Below are 18,484 nucleotides of genomic sequence, written 5' to 3'. Positions count from 1 at the left end.
AGAAGTGCGCCTTCTAAGAGGAGGGAAATGATTTTGCAACGGGATTTTGCCTCTTTCTTCAGTATTCCTTTCCGCCCGGACAAATAATGGCCTGACTGTGATTATTTTATCGAATAACAACAAATAATTTGTCAGTGTTCCCTCTCTTCTATTATAGTGAGTGTCAGGCCCACTCTAAATTTATTCGAGATATACACCTATGCGCCAATTTTTTATCACCGTTATCGGTGTCGTTGTCGGTCTCTTTGCTTTTTTCTTTCTCCTGATTCTTTTACTGGTCGGCTTGGGTCTGCTCGGGGCCGCAGGCGAGTCCATGAAACCAAAACCAGATCAGGTTCTAAGCCTTGATATGCGAGACGGGATTCCGGATCACGGATTGGGAGAAAGTTTATTCGGACCCTCTAACGGGGTGGTAGAAATCGTGCGGGCCCTGGACGGCGCCAAAACAGATGACCGGATCAAAGGCTTATTCATTCGCGCAGACAGCGGCGGCCTTGCCCCGGCGAGCGCCGAGGAACTGCGATTGGCAATTCTCGATTTCAAATCCAGCGGTAAATTTGTTGTTGCTCACGCCCAGGGATTCGAATCACCTACCCTCTTTCCATATATGACTGTGGCCGGGGCGGACGAAGTCTGGATGCAGGATACAACCGGATTCGCGGTTTCAGGACTTTATTCTGAAACAGAATTTTTCGGCGGCGTCATGCAAAAACTGGACGCCAATCCTGAGTTCGAGCAATTCTACGAGTATAAGAATGCCGTCAACACTTATACGCAAACAGGTTTTACCGACGAACATCGCGAAGCCACGACAACTTATCTGACCAGTCTTTATGACAATGCTTTGGCTCATATTGCCCAAGACCGGAATATGGATGTCGACGCGGCCAAAGCCGTCCTGAACTCTTCCCCGCATAGCGCCGAAGATGCATTAGCGGCGGGCATGGTCGACAAGCTTGGTCACATCGAAGCCGTTAAAGAATATGTAAAACTTAAGGCGGGCGGAGAAGATTCCGTGTTCTTACCCATTCAGGATTACACACCTAGCTCTTCGTTTACGGGCCCAACAATAGCCTATATCGGCGGTCAGGGCCCGATTTTGCCCGGTCCATCCTCCTCAGGCGGCCCCTTTGGCGGATCCGTCACGATTGGCGGCGACACTTTAGCCGAAGCTTTTGATAAAGCTATCGAGGATAAAAATGTAAAAGCGATTGTTTTCCGGGTCAGCTCCCCTGGCGGGTCCCCTGCTGCTTCGGATCAAATTCTCGCCGCTGCGGAGCGCGCGCAGGAAGCCGGCAAACCCGTGGTGATATCCATGGGTCAGTATGCGGCTTCTGGCGGGTATTATATCAGCGCAACAGCGGATAAAATTGTCGCCCTCCCCACGACAATTACAGGCTCTATAGGGGTTTACGGCGGCAAGATCGCTCTGGAAGATACCTTTGCGAAGGTGGGCTATAATATCGAGGGAATCCGAGTCGGCGGCGAATATGCGGGGGCTTTTTCCGCCGATACGCCGTTCACCGACTCCCAGCGCGAAGCCTATCACGGGCAATTGGAAGATATTTATGAAGATTTCACGAGCCGCGTCGCTCTGGGACGGGATATTCCGCTAAGCCGCGTCAACGATATCGCTAAAGGCCGCGTCTGGACGGGCGAGCAAGCCAAAGAACTCGGCCTAGTCGACGAACTGGGCGGCTTTATGAAGGCTGTCGATGTTGCCAAAGAGCTAGCGGGCGTTGAACCGGACGAAGAAATTCGTCTCAAACGCTTTCCTCGTGCCTTAACACCGGCTGAGCAGCTCGAGAAGCTTTTCACCGGCACGGCGCAAATGCAAAGCGATATTGCGGCCCTGCGCAAAATTACCGCCCTCCCCGAAGTTCAAGCCGCTCTGCGAGCGCGGAACTCAAGCCGTGTGGGGCAGGAAATGAAAGCGGAGTTGCCGGAGATAAAATAAGCTTGGCGGAGCTCCGGAATACCAATCCTCTTAAAAGGGCGCCTCGGGCGCCTTTTTTAAGGGCTTGATTTAATAAACCTAAGCCTGAATGCTTGCGCCGTCGAGAGGCCCTTAAACGCCTTTGGAGGGCTGAACCGTGCGTGCCCGTCAAAAGGTTATAGGGTCATTTTTGCACTTAGGATTACTCCAATTGCTCAATGTGTCAGACTGACTAGAAGTGTGGCAGTCGACTCCCAATGGGCCAAGCGTCTAACCTGTATAGGTAGAGGCGATACCTACCATCGGGCTACCCTTGCCTTGCGCGAAGTACCTTCACCAGCCCAGCTGCTGCAATCATGGCCGCGACAATCATGATGACTGCTTAATCTGCACCCCCTTATATATTACCAGAAAGCCCTAAACTCGTGCCTTCATTCACGATCTGAGGACTAAATTCGATAGAGTGTCCGTGTCGTTTCGATAACTCAGCCATGATGAGGCTGCGCTATTATTCAACAGACAGTTTTCAAAGACCCAACACGCAATCGGCGATAAGTTCTTTCCACGTCCCTTTGCACCGTAAAAAAAGCCGCACCCAAAGGGCGCGGCTTAGAAGACTTATGTTCACTCCCGCGAGGGGAGTGAAGTATCAACCTAGAACTTCTTCGAGATGTTCGCGAAGTATGTCCGTCCACCGATATCGTAACCGATACCGCCGAGGTTAGAGAGGTTGTTGTTATCAGTTAGCGGCGGAGCCTTATCAAAGACGTTGTTTACACCGAAGCGAAGAACAAGCGTATCGTTTGAATAAGCCACAGACGCACTGTGTAGGAAGTAATCGTCCAATCCGTCGAACTGGAAGCAGTTAAACCCACCAGATGAGTTACGAGCCCCTTCTGTTTGAACACAGTTACTGAAGCCTGATGTAACGGGATCTACATCAACGTCGCCAGCCAAACCACCAGTAGAGAACTCATCTTCGTTTAGATAGTTTTCAACCATGCTATCAAGATAGCGTGTTTGCCATAAGAAGGAGAAGTCTTTGTAACGCAGAGTGTTGGTCGCAGTGATGCGCCATTCTGGGTTACCATACTCACCGTCGTTACGGTCAAGAAGAATACCGTCGACAACAAACTGCTCTTCTGTTTGGTTCAAAGACTGCGTTGCGCGAGCAATAAGTCTGTAATCCAAAGCAGAGTCGAGGAAGGATGGTTTGTAATCAAATCCAAACTCGGCGTTATAGTCGATGCCTTCAACCACTTGCTGACCCAGGTTCTGGTTCAGAGCAGAAACGAAGCTAACTTCACCTGATCCAGGGTCACCCGCGACGCGTGGGTCACGTGTAATAAACTGACAAGTTTGGTCAGTCAGACCTGGAGAGTTGTAGCAACGGTTAACGATTGTGTTGGCTGTAAGTGAGTCGACCTCGTCATCAATTGTGATTTCAAAGTAACTGATCGCTAAGCGAAGATCAAAAGCATCTGTCCAACGTTGGTCGAATGTACCACCGATAGAAAGAGCGTCTGAAGTCTCAGGCAGAAGGTTCGGGTTCGAACCACTTGCGATACGAGTTGGAGCTCCAAGGAAGACTGGGTTTTGAGTTCCCAGACCACGAATGCCAAGTGAGAATGGATCAGTTGCCTCGAGACCGAAAGGACCGCCGCCGTTCAAGCAGTTTTGAATAACAGCTGGATCACGTGTATCTAGAGACGCGACATATTCCCGAGTTTCCGGCGTGCTTGGGTCATTATCGTAGTCACCAAATGGAACCGCAATACCAGGTGTCCGGCATGGGTCAGCCGGATCCGCAAAACCTGTCACACGACCACCAAACTGCTCACCTAGGTTTGGTGCGCGGAAGGATGTGCCGTAGGTCGCCCGGAAGCTCAGCCAATCTGTCGGCGCGTAAACACCTTTGATGCTGTAAGTTTCCGCAGAGCCGAAGTTAGATTCCTCTGTGTAGCGACCTGCAAGGTTAAGAGACAAAGACTCTACCAAAGGCTGATCAACGACAAGAGGAATTTCGATTTCGCCGAAGACTTCTCTCAACTTACGCTCACCGTTTGAACCCGGGTCATTAAAGAAGCCCAAGAAATCACCCGCGAGAGAGGTCCGTGTTTCAATACGGTCTGTACGGTGTTCGCCACCAAAACCGACCTGAACCGTGCCGCCCCAAGGGATTTCGAACAAATCACCATTGATGTAACCGGAGTAGACAGTTTGCTCGACGACAGTGTCAGTCAGACGGTTCGGGAACAGATATTCAGTATCTAATGGATCATCAAACTCACCGCTGAACAAGAAAGTCGGGCTCAAGAAATCAAGAGGACGACATTCTGCGACCTGGCCTTCACCTGGAACGGCGCGAGGGTCACAAACAGCTTCACCCGCGGCGGCATCGAAACGTGTATTGTTGATGGTTTGCTCTAGGCGCGGGAAGAAAGGAATGCCCGAAACACTGTCCTGTCCGCTAGATTTGGAATAGCTGACGTAAGTGTCATAGTTCCAGTTATCGAGGCCAGCCTTTTCCATGAAGGGCAGGTCGCCTTTCAGACCACCGATCAAGCGTGTTTGAGCCACATTCGTGTCATTAATAAAACGAGACTGGAAGAATACAGTCGAGTCGCTTCCAAATGGGTTGAACAGATAATCTTCGGGCATCTCAATCGCGCCTTGACCAGCTGTATTCGTCTCTGTCTCACGCATGGCGTGGGAAGCTTCGAAGTATGCCGTCATATCGCCGTAGAAGCCAGTTTCATACTCACCATAAGCGAAGATAGATGTCCGCTGGAAATCAGGGGCAAATGCTGCATCTAGCTCTTCTGGGAAGAGAAGGAGGCGCTGGCCATCGACGTTATCCGGCTGGATAAGTCCGCCTGTGATTGCGACTGGAGCAAAGTTGGCTGGCAAGCCTGGGATATTGGCGCCATCTTGATAAGCCAAAAAGCCTAAGCCAGAGCTACTAATAGAACCTGCACCGAATGAACCTGAGCATAAATCGGGCTCATAAATTGTGCCTGTTCCGCCGCCACCTTGAGTGACACGGCTCAAACATCCACCGCCATAGGGCGCATAGAAATCCTCAAGCGCACGCTCGTTATAACCGTCTGTCCGGCTGTGTTCGACAGCCAAGCTCATGAAGCCGCGATCGCCGGCTACACCTGCTGTTGCAGAGAAAACTTCTTGGTGACCCGCATTGCCATCAAGCTCTGGCATTGTTGCATATGCATCAAGTTGCAGACCTTCGAAATTACGGCGAAGTTGGTAGTTAACAACACCGGCAACGGCGTCAGAACCATAAACAGATGAGGCGCCATCAAGGAGAACGTCAACGCGCTCAATCAAAGTGCCTGGGATCAAGTTAAGGTCTGGTGCGCTTGGAACGCCGCGAACACCCGCAGGGGCTAGACGACGACCGTCAACCAACACCAAAGTACGGCCGGGGTTCAGACCACGCAAAGACGCTGTCGCAGACCCTGGACCACTATCAGACAAAAGTCCGGCAGACGTTGATGTGCTTGTTGTGATTTGTTGACCTTGAACAACAGTTGTCTGGCCCAACAAATCAGCCGCATCGACCAAACCGAGGTCGCGAGACAATTCACCGTCAATGACCTGCAATGGTGAAGCAGATGTAAACTCGTTCCGGCGAAGACGCGAACCCGTAACAACAACTTCGTCACCTTCACTTGCAAATTCATCTTCGATTGCTTGCTCTTGAGCTTCAATCTGTTCAGCCGTCGTTGTTTCCGTCTCATCTTCATCTGGGACAGTAACCTGAGCATAAGCTGGAATAGCCGCGCCCATTATGAGCGTACTAAGTATGGAGGTCTGTAACAGACGGGTTTTGTCTAAAATGTTCATTAATGAACCCCTTCGAACTGGTTATATTTTTATTGCGGACGAATCCGCACGTGACCTCAGGTTAAAAATCATTAATCCACAACACTCAATAGGGAAGATGAACAATAATACAGAAAACCCGTACTTTTCCCCAGACTGTTGCAAAATTGTCACCTGCCGCCCCTTTTTTATTCAAACTTCTTTAACAGATTGAGAAATATTGGTGTTTTAGGTTGCAACTTATCCTTGAAACACTGCGAATTGACTATTCCCCTCGGAAATTTTCCCCTAAAGCTAAAACATACTGTTCGATTAAAACTCAGGATATTCTAAATGCCCTCTTTTCCACGTCATATTCTTTCAAGCACGGCCTGTTTAGGTTTTCTTACCATTGTACTTTCTGGAAATGCTTACGGGCAAAACTCGATTTCCCAAGAAGCAGATGAGTTATCGGCTGTTTTCGCCTGCCGCGATAAATCGGATTCTATGGAACGCCTAGCTTGTTACGATGCCGCCGTCGGCAAATTTGAACAGGCCCAAAGTTCTGGAGACTTGATTACTGTCTCAAAGTCGCAAATCGAACAAGTTGAGAAAGACTCCTTTGGCTTTAGTATTCCTTCCTTGCCAAATCTTGGAAAAATTTTTGGAGGCGGAAACAAGCCTAAGAGCAATGATTTAACCGAACCTGTCACTAAAAACTCAGTGCAATCCGCCTCCGCTACGAAGCGACCAATGGAGAAGGTTAAAGAAACAGTGGAACGGTCAAGTGTAGACGAAATTGCCGTCAACATCAGAACCGTTCAAGAGTTCGGCTATAAAAAGAACCGTTTCTTCCTAGAAAACGGCCAAGTCTGGGAACAGACGGGAACGAAAAGAATAAGGATTCCTAGAGCGTCCAAATCTGAACCCAATGTCGCTAACATCCGAAAAGCGTCCTTGGGGAGTTTCCTCTTACAGATCAATGGGAGCGGGGCAGCTGTCGGGGTAAAACGCGTCCGCTAACCCTCCCCGCATGAAACCGTCTGACTTGAAATGGTCGATCCGCGGCGTTTGGGTTCGTGAGACGGGGACTTTTGTTCCGTTCAATTTAGCCCTGTTTCTGGATTTACGGAATTGGTGGAAATATTACCGGGCGGAGCGGAAAACGGCTCCCTCCGCTAAAAAACCGCTTCGTAACGTGGCTTGTCACCCACGGGAGGTGCAGCCGCATTATCTTCTCTGGGGGGCCATGCGTCAGGCCCGGCTCGATCCACAAGGTCCGGAGGCAAAAGCGGATATTCACGTCTACTTTAAAGACCAGACCTATTTGAATGAAGAAGGCGACGTCCCCGCCGGGCTGAACCGCGATTGCCTTGATATTAGCAAGAGCAAGGTGGCTTCCGTTTTCGAAGAGGTTTTTGGCTATCCCCTACATGTTAATCCCCGCACATCGCCGCCGCCTTTTATTTGTAAATCTGAAATAAACGGGCGGCATGACGGCTATGTCAGCTCAGAAAATTGCACGCCAAAGGAAGGCTGGGTTTATCAAAAGCTCATTCAGACCGAAACGCTGGAGGGGACGGTTTTGGATATGCGGGCCGTCACAATATTCGGGAAAATTCCTCTGATTTATTTAAAAGAACGTCCGGTCGCGTCCCGATTTGCCAATATGAACAGTCGGTGCCGATTGGCCAAAACACAGGACTATCTCTCGTCCAAAGAACAAACGCTGATTTCACAATTTTGTCAAAAAATGAGACTGGACTGGGGCGGTCTGGATATCTTACGGGATGCTCAGAGCGGCAAAATTTACATTGTCGATGTGAATAAAACAGATATGGGACCCCCCCTCGCTTTGCCATTGAAAGATAAATTAAGGTCAACACAGATGCTGGGGCTCGCTTTACGCGAGGCGGTTGATTTTCATTACCCGCCTGACCTAGAAACCCATTAAAGGGGAAAATCGGTGTCGATTCCATTTATTCGCAATTATGATTTTGACTATGGGCGCTGCGATCAACTCAGCCCAATGGTTCAGCGCGTTGTGGCGGATAACCCTGGTCCTTTTACCTATACCGGCACAGGCGTCTTCATTATTGGCGACAAAAATGTGGCCGTCATCGATCCGGGTCCAGACACACCGGCGCACAAAGCGGCGCTGGACAAAGCCTTAGACGGACGAAATGTTACCCATGTGCTGGTGACGCATCACCATATTGACCATTCTCCCTTGGCTAAACCTCTGGCCGAGGCGCATGATTGTCAGGTGTATGGCTACGGCCTTCAGCCCCGGCCACCCCAAGGCGGCGAGGTGCGTCTCGAAGCCGGAGATGATCTTTCCTTTAAGCCTGACGTAGAAATCCGGGACGGCAAAATCATCAATGGCGACGGGTGGACGATTGAAGCTATTCATACGCCCGGTCACACCTCCAATCATCTTTGCTATGCCCTTAAAGAAGAAAATACGCTTTTCTCTGGCGACCATATCATGGGCTGGTCAACAAGTGTGGTTAGTCCGCCCGACGGGGATATGGGAGATTATTTAAACAGCCTTCGCCGCGTTTACGACCGTCACTTTGATATATTGCGCCCTACCCACGGCCCGGCCATTACGGATGTCGATGTTTTTGTAAAAGCCTATATTGACCATCGCATGGCCCGCGAAATGCAAATCGCCGAAGCTGTAGAGAGCGGTCTAACAGACATATTCGAAATTGTTGGCAAACTTTATGCGAATATCGACAAGCGCTTACATCCGGCCGCCGCCCATAGCGTCCTGTCGCATCTCATTCACATGCGCCAAGACGGACGGGTTAAAGCCGACGGGCCGGACGGGCTAAAGCAGAGCTACCGCCCCGCCTAAGCGTCCTTCATTCTGTCGAGGAAGTCATGAATTCGCTCGGCATTTTTCCCGAGGTCTGAGCCGCCAACCCGAGAAATTGACCGAATATCCACCAAAGTGCCGCCGCCTTCTGAATTGCGCAGGCGTATGATGACATCGTCTTTGAAGCCATACCAGAATGTCGTGTCCGTCGCCTCGATCGTTCCGGCATCGGAATTTGTGGCTTTGATTTTCCAACCCATTTGCCGCGCCACAGCTTCCGCCTTGGCAAAGGCCGCCTCTTTATCATCACTTACGACAATAGAGCGGATATCCGGATAGCCCCGCGTTTGCAGCACGGAGACAAGAGATTCTGTCGGATTTCCCTGCGCGTCCTGAGACCGGGCCATTTTCCCGGCATAATCTGTTGTATTAACGCCCTCGGTTCCCGCGCGCTCCGCCATAATTTCCGCTCCGAATTGCGGGACGTTTTGCGTGTCCGTTGTGATATCATGAATAAAGGGCAAGCGCTGCGCCTTGTTTTTCACCTGAATGGCGTATCCCATCCCCAAGACCGGCACCAAAATGCCAATTATGCCGATAGCGATGCCTTTTTTCGGCTTGACGACAATAGCCAAAATCAGAGCCAAGACAGATACAATCAGTCCGGCGATTAGGATGTTGGGGCCGATACCGCGCGTCAGGGTTCCGAGACTAAACCCGAGGCTGAACAGACCAATTTTATAGCCAATGGCTGCAACGATGAAAATCAGCGGCCCGAGAATAGTCAGAGCCAGTGACACACGCAAAACCCATCTGCGAATATTACGGCGCTTACGTCCGGTTTCTTTGGGCGGCGGAACAGACATCGACGTCTGCTGCGCGGGTTTTCTTTTAGGAGCCTGATTTTCTCCCGGGGCCGAATTATCGTTTTGGGTCATACGACCTCCTTTTTAGTTTCTGTAGGGCTTTAGCTGCTGGCAAACAAGGCCGCGACAGCCCCAGCGCTCAGCAGGCTGATAATAGCCGGTGTTACCCAACCGCCGCTCAGATGTCCGCGCCGGCCCCAATCATCACGACGGTTCGGGTTTTGATCGCGTGGTTCGCCCCGCCCAAGCTTCGCCATAGCTTTTCTCTGGGCTTTCGTCCTGTGATCGTCGCGCCGCGTCTGTCGCTCAGTTTCTTCGTTTAGCTCTCGTTCATCGCGCTCCAAGCCCGGCCTCCGGGCTTGAGGGTTTAATGCGTGATGAGACGTAACTTGTTCCGATTGCCCAGACGTAGTCTCGTCCTCGGCGTCCCACTTTGCCCGGAGGGAGGCCGGAATGTTATCTGCTTCGCTTTTACGTCCCGCCGACAACTTTGCGCCCGCGTCCTTGCCAAACAAAATACTAAAGGCGGCAATTATAAAAATTAGAATTACAAAGAAGCCTTCCATCTCTTCGCCTTATGGATAGAGTCGGGTTTTAGTCCAACCCTCTTTGGAGGGTGTAAAGACAATACGGTCATGTAGTCGAAAAGCTCCGTCCTGCCAAAATTCGATCACGTCTGGACTGACGCGCCAACCATACCAATGCGGCGGACGCGGCACATCTCTTCCGCCAAACCTCTGCTCCACCTCTTCAACCCGCTCAACCATGGTTTGACGATCCGCAACCGGGCGGGATTGATCCGACGCCCAAGCTCCGACGCGAGAGCCTCTGGCACGTTGTGCAAAATAGGCATCGGACTCTTCGGTTGAAACGGGACTGACGGAGCCCCTCACCCGTAGCTGACGCTTCTGGCTTTTCCAGTGTAAGCATAACGCTGCCTTGCCGCGGCGTAGCTGCTCGGCTTTGGCGCTTTCTCCATTTGTATAAAAAACAAATCCCCGTTCATCCAAGCCCTTGAGCAAGACAATACGAACGTCCGGCAGACCATTTTCGTCGACGGTTGAAAGAGACATGGCATTGGAATCATTCGGCTCGGTTTCCGCCGCCTCGGCCAGCCAAGTTTTGGAAAGTGCAATAGGGTCCGCCGCTTCTATCCAACTCAGGTCGCGGCTCTCCGTTTCGGAATATTTCTTATCCGAAGGCGTGGCAGGGATGACAGTATCAGACGGGGCCATGGTTGCTTTTCAGTCCTCTTAAATCAACAGTGCAGGCAGTATTCCTGAAAGTTAGGAAATTATCAAAATTATTCTTCGGGAAGAGTAAAATTAACCATGCTCTATAAGGCGTTATTAACCACTTCCCGTCACATATAAACTCTCTGTTAGGGATAATAAAAAGATAAAGGAGGCTCCGTTAATGACCCGCCAGCAAGCTATGATGACATTAGGACTTCCGATGGGCGCCCGCGAAGCCGATATTAGAGCCGCCTGGCGCAAAAAAGCCAAGTTTTTCCATCCTGACAGCCCTTATTCAAATATGCAGGCATTTCTTCAGGCGAAGGCCGCTTACGAAACTCTCATTCCGCCAGCGCCGCAGTCAATCCGCGTCAGAGCCGGGGCGAGAGCCTTTTAAACAGACAACCGAATTGAGAACGGGATTAAATAAAAAACGGGCCCTTGAGCCCGTTTTTTAATACGATAGTCTCTTAAAAATCCGAGTTTAGACGCACGACAGCGCGGCGCTCGAATGGATTTGGTTCGCCTTCCATAGGCGCGGTTCTGTCACCCATTGGGACGATCCGGACGCGATTGGCTAGCACGTTTCGTTCCTCTAGAGCGGCTAGAACGGCTTCAGCGCGATTATCTGAAAGCTCCAGATTGGCTTCACTCGTCCCAACAGAATCCGCATAACCGAGAATTTCAAGTTGGGCCAGATCGCAGCCTTGATAAGCCGTTGCGATATTGTCGAGAACGCCAGACGCGGACTCGTCAAAATCGGCGCTTCCCGTGTCAAAGAACACGGCATAACTCTTGGCGGCGCAGGCTTCAGTGCCATCCATACCCATTTTATCTTTCATTGTGGCACAGGCGCTCAAACCGAATGCAAGCGAAAGGGCGGCGGTTGCGGTTAAAATATGTTTCATGAAATCTCTCTCTATTTGCGTCAGGGTTAGGTCAGTTCAGCCCATCATGGACTGAAGATTAAACCCATTTAACGCTATATCGTTCCCGAAATCGCCTTTCGTTAAGACTAGCCCGGCTCTAAAAACCTCGTTAAGACGCGCCTATGTCACATAATACATTCGGCCATCTTTTTCGATTTACGACCTGGGGCGAGAGCCATGGCCCTGCCATTGGCTGCGTCATAGACGGCTGCCCCCCTCTCCTTCCCCTAACCGAATCTGATATTCAATCCTATCTCGATCAACGCCGTCCTGGCACGTCACGTTTCGTGACTCAGCGCCGCGAGCCTGACGCCGTGAAAATCCTCTCCGGTGTATTTGAAGGCCAAACCACCGGGACGCCTATTTCGCTGTTGATAGAAAACACCGATCAGCGCTCCCGCGATTACTCAGAGATCAAAGACCGCTACCGGCCCGGCCACGCCGATATGAGCTATGACGCCAAATACGGCATTCGGGACTATCGCGGCGGCGGTCGTAGCTCCGCCCGCGAAACCGCCAATCGCGTCGCTGCTGGCGCGATTGCCCGCAAGGTTCTAGGCAGCGACATCCAAATACGAGGCGCGGTCGTGCAGATCGGCGAAAAGAAAATCAATCCAGACAATTGGGACTGGGATCAAACCTCTCAAAACCCCTTCTGGTGTCCTGACGAAGCCGCCGCCAAAGAGTGGGAAGGTTATCTGGACAGCGTCCGCAAAGACGGCAATTCCGTCGGCGCGCTCCTTGAAATCCGCGCCTCCGGCGTGCCCGCCGGCTGGGGCGCCCCGATTTATGGCAAGCTCGACTCGGACCTTGCCATGGGGATGATGAGCATTAACGCGGCCAAAGGCGTGGAAATCGGCGCCGGCTTTGCGACGGCCGGCATGAGCGGCGTCGAAAATGCCGACGAAATGCGCGCCGGAGAAAACGGCCCGGATTTCCTTACGAATAAGTCCGGAGGCATTTTAGGGGGCATTAGCAATGGCGACGAAATCATCTGCCGCGTCGCCATCAAACCGACCTCCTCTATGATGCAAAAAACGCGCTCCGTAACCTCGAAAGGCGAAGAGATTGACGTCCAGACCAAAGGCCGCCACGACCCCTGTGTCGGCATACGCGGCGTACCCGTCGCCGAAGCGATGATGGCTGTCGTGCTGGCAGATCATAAATTGAGGCATCGCGGTCAAGTGGGATAAATTTATTTACAACCTTATTCGACTGTTAAACCTCCGGGCAGTCACAATTCTATATCAACAAATTTAACCAAATGGGCCTAATCTAGTCTCATGTTGATACGCCGTTTCATTCTTTGCTTTGCGTTGCTCATGGGTTGTTTTCAGCCTGCCGCAGCAACGCCGAGCTGTGATGGAGTAGATAATGTTCTGCAAACGGTTTCCATTCTTCGCGATATACAGAGCGACACGTCTTTTCGGCAGTATTCCCAAAATATTCCTGTCCTGAAAAACACTGTAGCTCAAATCTCTCTGCCTGCCCTGCAACCTGCGTCCTACCGCGAGGCATTTCCAGAAGAAGACCGCGCGCTTTTTCTGCACGTCTCTGCCCTACGCAGGGCGGTTGAGAGTGCGCAGGCGGGGTATGATGACGTTGCCCAAGAGATTTTGAACACGACGAATCCTGCCTTGATTGCAGACAGCCTCTTAACGCTCAATCGGTATTGGGGTTGTACGAATAATGACGCTGCCAATACCTTAGCATCACCTATGGAGGGCGAGAGCGTAGTCAAGGCAGGCAGGAGCCTCCCTTCTACAGGGTCCGAGAGTGCGACGCCGAGCACCTTTTCCTCCAGCGAAACGCTCTCAAATGAAAAAGCCAATACGCGCACTCTGGCAAAATCCATAAGTAACGGGCCAAAACTCGACATTCAGGGACATCCTTTCCTGTCTATCGCGATGGCTCTGTCTCTCATTGTCTTGATTTATGGCTGGCGGAAATACTCCAAACGCTCGCGCGCCAGAGATCATCGACACCTGATACATCAAGAGACCAAGTTCAAAATCGGGAAACATTATTACCAAATGACCGTCATCGATATCACCCAAAAGGGTTTAAAATTCAAACATGACGGATATTTAGGCAAACGCGCCAAACTTAGTCTGGAACTGGACGGAGCCTGGCATAGCTGTCGCCTACAATGGAAAAATGCCAATTTCGCCGGGGCGAAATTTAAATACCCTCTCAAGGATAAAACGATGGACGCGCTTCTCGCCGCGGCGCATCAGGAAGGCTTAGGTGCGCCAACACGCACTAGCGGCGCGTCTTAGCGCCAAGCAAAATGTATGTCGTGCGTTCAGAGTTAAATCTGGCAATCTTTTATTTTAGCCTTAGTTAAAACCTATGTTTCATCTCTTCATGCTTAGCGGCGCCACAGTTGTCGGCGCCGGATTGTTTCTCGCCTACAAAGGCAAAATGAGGTCGCTCGGCGGCCCTTCCCTTAAAAAATATGATCGCGATGCCGAACCGGACTTCCATGTCGATCCGGATTCAAAGCCGATGAAAATTATTGATGAATATCTGGAAGAAAACTTCGTCAAACCAGCTGTGTCGGCTGCCGCAAAGAGCGGATGGGATGCCAAGCGCAGAAGATTTGATGAGGCCGGCCTGAGACGTACGGATCTGAAAGCAGAATATCGCGACGATGTTGTCGAGATGGACGGCCTGACCGTCCCGGGGCGATGGACTCTGGTAGAAGGCTATGATCCTGACAAACGCATACTCTATTATCACGGCGGGGCCTTTACCGCCGGAAGTGATATCAGCCACCGCGCCATTTCGGTTAATCTGGCCAAGCGCACCAAAGCGGCTGTGTTTGTTCCGAATTACCGTCTCCTGCCCGAAAACCCGAGAAGCGCGCCCATAGATGACGCCAAAGCCTGTTATAAATGGATATTGGATAATGGCCCGGACGGCCTCTCTAAGGCAAAAAGTTTTGCCATCTCTGGCGACAGCGCGGGGGGCAATCTGGCGCATATGATCGCCAATTGGTCTCGTGACCACGGTTTACGCCAAGCCGACGCCATATACACGCTTTCGCCAAATACCGATTCAACGGCGTCAGGAGACAGTTTTAAATCCAATCTGGGCAAGGATAAAATGTTAACCCCTTTGGTCGGCCCGCTCCTCAAAATCCCGCGTCCGCTTTTACTCATTGGGATGAAAAAGCAGACCGGGTTCACCCCATGCGACCCCGATATTTCGCCGGTTTTTGACGATCTTTCGAATTTGCCGCCCACCCTGATACAAGCCAGCTATGACGAGCTTTTGCGCGATGATTGCATCCGATTCGCCTCTAAACTGGAAGAGGCAGGTTCCCCCGTCTCTTTACAGCTTTGGGACAATGTTCCGCACGTTTTCCAGATTTTCGACGATGTTTTACCGGCCTCTACAGACGCTTTCGACCTCGCCGGTAAGTTTTTAAACGCCCATTTATCCTAGCTATTACTGGGTTTTTTCGACCATTTTTCTTTCATTTCCATCTTTCTGAACCATTTCTGAATTCTCGGCTCAGGGTCAGTTCAGAGCCGCCCTTCTATACCTGTATTCATCGGCAAAGGCATTTCGCCCGCCGCAACTGAAGACAGGAGACTGAACATGGCCTTATTTAACAAAGCCAAAACATTGACTGCAGTCGCCCTTGCCGCGACTGCCTTTACTGCTCTACCGGCAATTGCATCCGCAAATGACTATCGCTGCGAGAAGAAAAATGATGAAGCCCAAGTTATTGGCGGAGTCATAGGCGCAGTCCTGGGCGGGGTTGTGGGCTCCGAAGTTGCTGCCCGTGGTAACGGGAATGAAGGTGCGTTTCTCGGCGCGGCTCTTGGAGCCGCTGCAGGTGCCGGATTAGGTGATGAGAGCGTAAAATGTCGCCGTGAACAAGGTAATAATAACTACCGGACGGCAGATTATGGCTACGATAATGGCTATCAGCCCGCTATTGTGAATGTGGCTCATCGTGGACGCGGTAATAGGAATTACCGTCATAATAACCGTCACTATAATAGTTACGGTAACATTGACCGACAAATCGCAGCCCTTCGCGCCGAACGGGACCGACTAAAACGTCGCAATCGTTATGACCGGAGCCGCTGGATTGACCGCCGCATTAGACAGGTTGGCCGTGAGCTGGATCAGTTGAAAGATATCCGCCGAAATGGTCGTCACTATAGTCACCGCAATGATTATCGCCGCGGTCACTATCACGGAAACTCACGTAACCTCTGTTATAGCCATCACTAGGACTTCCTCTCCCCGTCAGTAGAAGGGGCGGGGTCAGAAGAGAAAGCCCCGGCATTACGCCGGGGCTTTTTTATGGCAACTTAACCAATCTTTTCGCCTGATAAGCGATTAGTTTTGTCTCGCCTCGCAAAACTCGCTATTCCGATTGTAACAGGCGCGAAATTTGCATCTCCCTTTCCACATGAGACGCAATGCCCGGACTGAAACAGCCTGACAGGCACAGAACGTCCGCTTTTTGGGAGTTAAAGAGATGACGCAGATTCGTACTACATTTTTGACAGGGACAGCGACATTGCTGACGCTGGCCTTACTCCCTGCTTCGGCTCAAGCTCAGCTCATCGGGAATCTGGACAATAGCACGCTTCTCGGCGGCGCGGTTGGCGCGGGACTTGGCGGCGTCATCGGCTCTAACATCGCGCCAAATGGACAAGGCGATGAATATACGGCCATTGGCGCCGTAGCAGGCGGCCTCGCCGGCGCGGCTTACGGCAATAGCCGCAGCACCTATGCAGGAAACCCTTATGCTGGGCAATTCAATCCGGGATTTAATGGCCGGAATTTGGCGGGTACAGCGATTGGCGCCGGTATTGGGGGCGCTATCGGCTCTAATCTCGCGGGATCTGGCCAGCGCCAAGAAGGCACCGCCATTGGAGCCGTTCTAGGCGGCGTTGCGGGTTATAGTCTTGCCAACCGAACAGCCCAACCGCGTTATAACGGCCCAGCCTATACCGGCAATGTCTATGGCGGCAGCACTTACGACGTTGGCTATGGCGGCGCTGGCTATAGCGGCGGCTATACCGGGGCGACGGCCTCTTATGGTCCTGCGCCATATGCGCCGACGGCTTACACAGGCGGAAGCGTCACCATTCCTACAACGTATCGAGGTTCATCCTATTCAGGACAGGTGAGCATACCGACAACCTATCGCGGCAGTGCTTCACGCTTCCAACGAATCCCGACCTCGCCACACGGCGTCGGTACGCCCGCTTCCGGCCCGTTTTATGGTCCGCTGACAGGGCTGAATTCAGGTCCCGTCCTCGCGACGCCTCCGGGTACATATCATCGCGGAGAATATGTTGCCGGGCCGGTCATTCCGGTCACGCCCTACGCTCCCTCTTGCGGGTCGCCTTGTGCCCCAGCTCCGAAGATTCGCGTTCAGCGCGAAATTATTCGTAAGGAAAGAGTTGTCGTAAAAGCAGATTGCCCTCAGGGTACCTATGAACAAGCGGACGGCACCTGCATGACCCCGCCGCGAACTGTTTATGAACCTGCCCCGACAGTCATTCCATCCCATTGCCCGGCCGGAACGTCGGACCAAGGTAACGGAACTTGTCTTGAACCCGCCAAAACGGTTCTTGGACAGGCGCCGATTGTTATCGAACAACATTGCCCGGCCGGAACGTCCGATCAGGGCGACGGTACCTGCCTAGAACCTGCAAAGACGGTTTTGGGTCAAGCCCCTATTGTGATCCCGCAAAGCTGCCCTGTCGGCACGACTGACCAAGGTGACGGGACATGTTTGGAGCCTGCGAAAACAGTTTATGGCCAGGCCCCAATTGTTATACCGCAACACTGCCCCGCCGGAACATCTGATCAAGGCGACGGAACCTGTCTTGCCTCTCCGAAGGTTATCGTAGAGCCGACGCCAATTGTCCGACATGTGCCTCAGACGCAAACTTATTGTTACGCTGACAGTCACAAACGCTACGATGGAAACGGCGATTTGATCGGGTATAATCATGACTCAGGACGCTGCAAAAAGCATCACTAACACAATTAAAATCGGGGCGATTTATGGCCGTTCTCAACAGGAGAGCGGCCTTTTTCATGACTCAATTGTAATCTTGTTTAACAATTCGTTCCGCAACCGTTCATCTTTGATTGTGTAGATTAAAGGCAATTGATGTCGGGTTATTTAGGGAGAGGCTCGTCGAAAACGACAATCAAAGGAGTATCTCATGCGTTTTAAAATTGGATTCACTATCGCCGCTATTGCGGCCGTCGCAATGGCACCTGTTGCCGCTTCGGCTCATGACAATGGCTATAACCACTACCATCAAGGCTCTAACGGAGATGACCAACTGGTCGGCGCTGGAATTGGCGCTGTTGCGGGGGCGGTACTTGGTAGCCAGGTCGCCGGAAATGGGGCTAGAACTGAAGGCTCAGTCTTAGGCGCTGTTATTGGCGGCGTTGCAGGCGCAGCAATTGCGAGCGATGGCCGTCGTAGCAATGTGCGCTACAATAACGGCTATTATAATAATGGTCGCTATTACAATTCGAACACCGGGTATTATGGACGAACGACATATAATAACGGCTATTACAATCCGGGCTATCGGACGACCTACACCAGAACCTATACGCGGCCTTACTATAATTCCTATTATCCGCGTTCGGGAACCTCACTCTCAATTAATTTGAATAGTGGGGGTCGCTACTACAATCGCGGTCGTCATTACCGTCCACGCGGGCATCACTATCGCCATCGCGGACATTATCGCCATCGCGGACATTATCGCAATCGCGGCTATCACGGTCGCCGTGGCCATCACGGGCGTCGCGGTCGTCACTAAACAAAGCTATCAACCCCGCTCAGGCGGGGTTTTCTTTTGCACATAGAA

16 protein-coding genes are annotated in these 18,484 nt (G+C 51.7%); 11 read left to right on the top strand and 5 right to left on the bottom strand.

The features are described 5' to 3' along the window. Positions 1–199 precede the first annotated feature (199 nt). On the top strand, positions 200–1,957 hold the full coding sequence (gene sppA, locus ACNA05_RS10580) for a signal peptide peptidase SppA (RefSeq protein ID WP_415811455.1): 1,758 nt from the start codon (positions 200–202) through the stop codon (positions 1,955–1,957). Between the two features lie 633 nt (positions 1,958–2,590). On the opposite strand, the gene ACNA05_RS10575 is transcribed toward sppA, so the two are convergent. Next, positions 2,591–5,800 (bottom strand): TonB-dependent receptor domain-containing protein, encoded by a 3,210-nt coding sequence (locus tag ACNA05_RS10575; RefSeq protein WP_415811454.1) that lies wholly within the window; start codon positions 5,798–5,800, stop codon positions 2,591–2,593. Positions 5,801–6,112: 312 nt separating this feature from the next. Between ACNA05_RS10575 and ACNA05_RS10570 the strand changes: the two genes are divergently transcribed. The 3 genes from ACNA05_RS10570 to ACNA05_RS10560 all read left to right on the top strand — a co-directional run bounded on the left by ACNA05_RS10570 (position 6,113) and on the right by ACNA05_RS10560 (position 8,621). Then, entirely contained in the window at positions 6,113–6,781 is a 669-nt protein-coding gene (locus ACNA05_RS10570) for a hypothetical protein (RefSeq protein ID WP_415811453.1), read from the top strand. 10 nt (positions 6,782–6,791) lie between these two features. After that, positions 6,792–7,712 carry a hypothetical protein gene (locus ACNA05_RS10565; protein ID WP_415811452.1) on the top strand — a complete coding sequence of 307 codons (921 nt, stop codon included), beginning with the start codon at positions 6,792–6,794 and terminating at the stop codon, positions 7,710–7,712. Between the two features lie 75 nt (positions 7,713–7,787). Continuing rightward, positions 7,788–8,621, top strand: coding sequence for an MBL fold metallo-hydrolase (locus ACNA05_RS10560; protein ID WP_415811550.1), 834 nt, complete (start codon positions 7,788–7,790; stop codon positions 8,619–8,621). On the opposite strand, the gene ACNA05_RS10555 is transcribed toward ACNA05_RS10560, so the two are convergent. The 3 genes from ACNA05_RS10555 to pdxH are packed head-to-tail and all read right to left on the bottom strand — an operon-like array spanning position 8,618 to position 10,683. Further along, positions 8,618–9,520, bottom strand: a complete 903-nt coding sequence (locus ACNA05_RS10555; RefSeq protein ID WP_415811451.1) for a DUF1499 domain-containing protein — start codon at positions 9,518–9,520, stop codon at positions 8,618–8,620. The two genes, ACNA05_RS10560 and ACNA05_RS10555, sit on opposite strands and share 4 nt — an antisense overlap. A gap of 29 nt (positions 9,521–9,549) precedes the next feature. Beyond that, positions 9,550–10,014: a hypothetical protein gene (locus ACNA05_RS10550; RefSeq protein WP_415811450.1), complete on the bottom strand. Its 465-nt coding sequence runs from the start codon at positions 10,012–10,014 to the stop codon at positions 9,550–9,552. Positions 10,015–10,023: 9 nt separating this feature from the next. Further along, positions 10,024–10,683, bottom strand: a complete 660-nt coding sequence (gene pdxH / locus ACNA05_RS10545) for a pyridoxamine 5'-phosphate oxidase (protein ID WP_415811449.1) — start codon at positions 10,681–10,683, stop codon at positions 10,024–10,026. A 181-nt stretch (positions 10,684–10,864) separates the two neighbouring features. Between pdxH and ACNA05_RS10540 the strand changes: the two genes are divergently transcribed. Then, positions 10,865–11,080, top strand: a complete 216-nt coding sequence (locus ACNA05_RS10540; RefSeq protein ID WP_415811448.1) for a DnaJ domain-containing protein — start codon at positions 10,865–10,867, stop codon at positions 11,078–11,080. A gap of 73 nt (positions 11,081–11,153) precedes the next feature. On the opposite strand, the gene ACNA05_RS10535 is transcribed toward ACNA05_RS10540, so the two are convergent. Further along, on the bottom strand, positions 11,154–11,591 hold the full coding sequence (locus ACNA05_RS10535) for an OmpA family protein (protein ID WP_415811447.1): 438 nt from the start codon (positions 11,589–11,591) through the stop codon (positions 11,154–11,156). Between the two features lie 143 nt (positions 11,592–11,734). On the opposite strand from ACNA05_RS10535, the gene aroC reads away from it, so the two are divergent. The 6 genes from aroC to ACNA05_RS10505 all read left to right on the top strand — a co-directional run bounded on the left by aroC (position 11,735) and on the right by ACNA05_RS10505 (position 18,436). Further along, the gene (aroC, locus tag ACNA05_RS10530; protein WP_415811446.1) at positions 11,735–12,805 is read left to right on the top strand and encodes a chorismate synthase; all 1,071 of its coding nucleotides are present in this window, start codon (positions 11,735–11,737) and stop codon (positions 12,803–12,805) included. A gap of 90 nt (positions 12,806–12,895) precedes the next feature. Beyond that, the gene (locus tag ACNA05_RS10525) at positions 12,896–13,891 is read left to right on the top strand and encodes a hypothetical protein (protein ID WP_415811445.1); all 996 of its coding nucleotides are present in this window, start codon (positions 12,896–12,898) and stop codon (positions 13,889–13,891) included. A 73-nt stretch (positions 13,892–13,964) separates the two neighbouring features. Next, positions 13,965–15,062 carry an alpha/beta hydrolase gene (locus ACNA05_RS10520; RefSeq protein ID WP_415811444.1) on the top strand — a complete coding sequence of 366 codons (1,098 nt, stop codon included), beginning with the start codon at positions 13,965–13,967 and terminating at the stop codon, positions 15,060–15,062. A 156-nt stretch (positions 15,063–15,218) separates the two neighbouring features. Then, complete coding sequence (locus ACNA05_RS10515) at positions 15,219–15,863, top strand: hypothetical protein (protein WP_415811443.1); 645 nt, start codon at positions 15,219–15,221, stop codon at positions 15,861–15,863. A 250-nt stretch (positions 15,864–16,113) separates the two neighbouring features. Then, positions 16,114–17,634 (top strand): hypothetical protein, encoded by a 1,521-nt coding sequence (locus tag ACNA05_RS10510; RefSeq protein ID WP_415811442.1) that lies wholly within the window; start codon positions 16,114–16,116, stop codon positions 17,632–17,634. A 187-nt stretch (positions 17,635–17,821) separates the two neighbouring features. Next, entirely contained in the window at positions 17,822–18,436 is a 615-nt protein-coding gene (locus ACNA05_RS10505; protein ID WP_415811441.1) for a glycine zipper 2TM domain-containing protein, read from the top strand. Positions 18,437–18,484 lie beyond the last annotated feature (48 nt).

The sequence above is a fragment of the Litorimonas haliclonae genome (assembly GCF_965138505.1).
In the GTDB taxonomy this organism is placed as follows: domain Bacteria; phylum Pseudomonadota; class Alphaproteobacteria; order Caulobacterales; family Maricaulaceae; genus Litorimonas; species Litorimonas haliclonae.
The sequence above is the reverse complement of the archived record's forward strand: the minus strand, read 5'-3'. Positions and strand labels throughout refer to the sequence as shown.

What these genes read in the sequence shown, in the direction of transcription:
- ACNA05_RS10525 (WP_415811445.1), top strand. Translation starts at nt 12,896, where the DNA reads ATGTTGATACGCCGTTTCATTCTTTGCTTTGCGTTGCTCATGGGTTGT.
- sppA (WP_415811455.1), top strand. Translation starts at nt 200, where the DNA reads ATGCGCCAATTTTTTATCACCGTTATCGGTGTCGTTGTCGGTCTCTTT.
- ACNA05_RS10535 (WP_415811447.1), bottom strand. Translation starts at nt 11,591, where the DNA reads ATGAAACATATTTTAACCGCAACCGCCGCCCTTTCGCTTGCATTCGGT.
- ACNA05_RS10505 (WP_415811441.1), top strand. Translation starts at nt 17,822, where the DNA reads ATGCGTTTTAAAATTGGATTCACTATCGCCGCTATTGCGGCCGTCGCA.
- ACNA05_RS10575 (WP_415811454.1), bottom strand. Translation starts at nt 5,800, where the DNA reads ATGAACATTTTAGACAAAACCCGTCTGTTACAGACCTCCATACTTAGT.
- ACNA05_RS10565 (WP_415811452.1), top strand. Translation starts at nt 6,792, where the DNA reads ATGAAACCGTCTGACTTGAAATGGTCGATCCGCGGCGTTTGGGTTCGT.
- ACNA05_RS10520 (WP_415811444.1), top strand. Translation starts at nt 13,965, where the DNA reads ATGTTTCATCTCTTCATGCTTAGCGGCGCCACAGTTGTCGGCGCCGGA.
- aroC (WP_415811446.1), top strand. Translation starts at nt 11,735, where the DNA reads ATGTCACATAATACATTCGGCCATCTTTTTCGATTTACGACCTGGGGC.
- ACNA05_RS10515 (WP_415811443.1), top strand. Translation starts at nt 15,219, where the DNA reads ATGGCCTTATTTAACAAAGCCAAAACATTGACTGCAGTCGCCCTTGCC.
- ACNA05_RS10555 (WP_415811451.1), bottom strand. Translation starts at nt 9,520, where the DNA reads ATGACCCAAAACGATAATTCGGCCCCGGGAGAAAATCAGGCTCCTAAA.
- ACNA05_RS10510 (WP_415811442.1), top strand. Translation starts at nt 16,114, where the DNA reads ATGACGCAGATTCGTACTACATTTTTGACAGGGACAGCGACATTGCTG.
- pdxH (WP_415811449.1), bottom strand. Translation starts at nt 10,683, where the DNA reads ATGGCCCCGTCTGATACTGTCATCCCTGCCACGCCTTCGGATAAGAAA.
- ACNA05_RS10540 (WP_415811448.1), top strand. Translation starts at nt 10,865, where the DNA reads ATGACCCGCCAGCAAGCTATGATGACATTAGGACTTCCGATGGGCGCC.
- ACNA05_RS10560 (WP_415811550.1), top strand. Translation starts at nt 7,788, where the DNA reads ATGGTTCAGCGCGTTGTGGCGGATAACCCTGGTCCTTTTACCTATACC.
- ACNA05_RS10570 (WP_415811453.1), top strand. Translation starts at nt 6,113, where the DNA reads ATGCCCTCTTTTCCACGTCATATTCTTTCAAGCACGGCCTGTTTAGGT.
- ACNA05_RS10550 (WP_415811450.1), bottom strand. Translation starts at nt 10,014, where the DNA reads ATGGAAGGCTTCTTTGTAATTCTAATTTTTATAATTGCCGCCTTTAGT.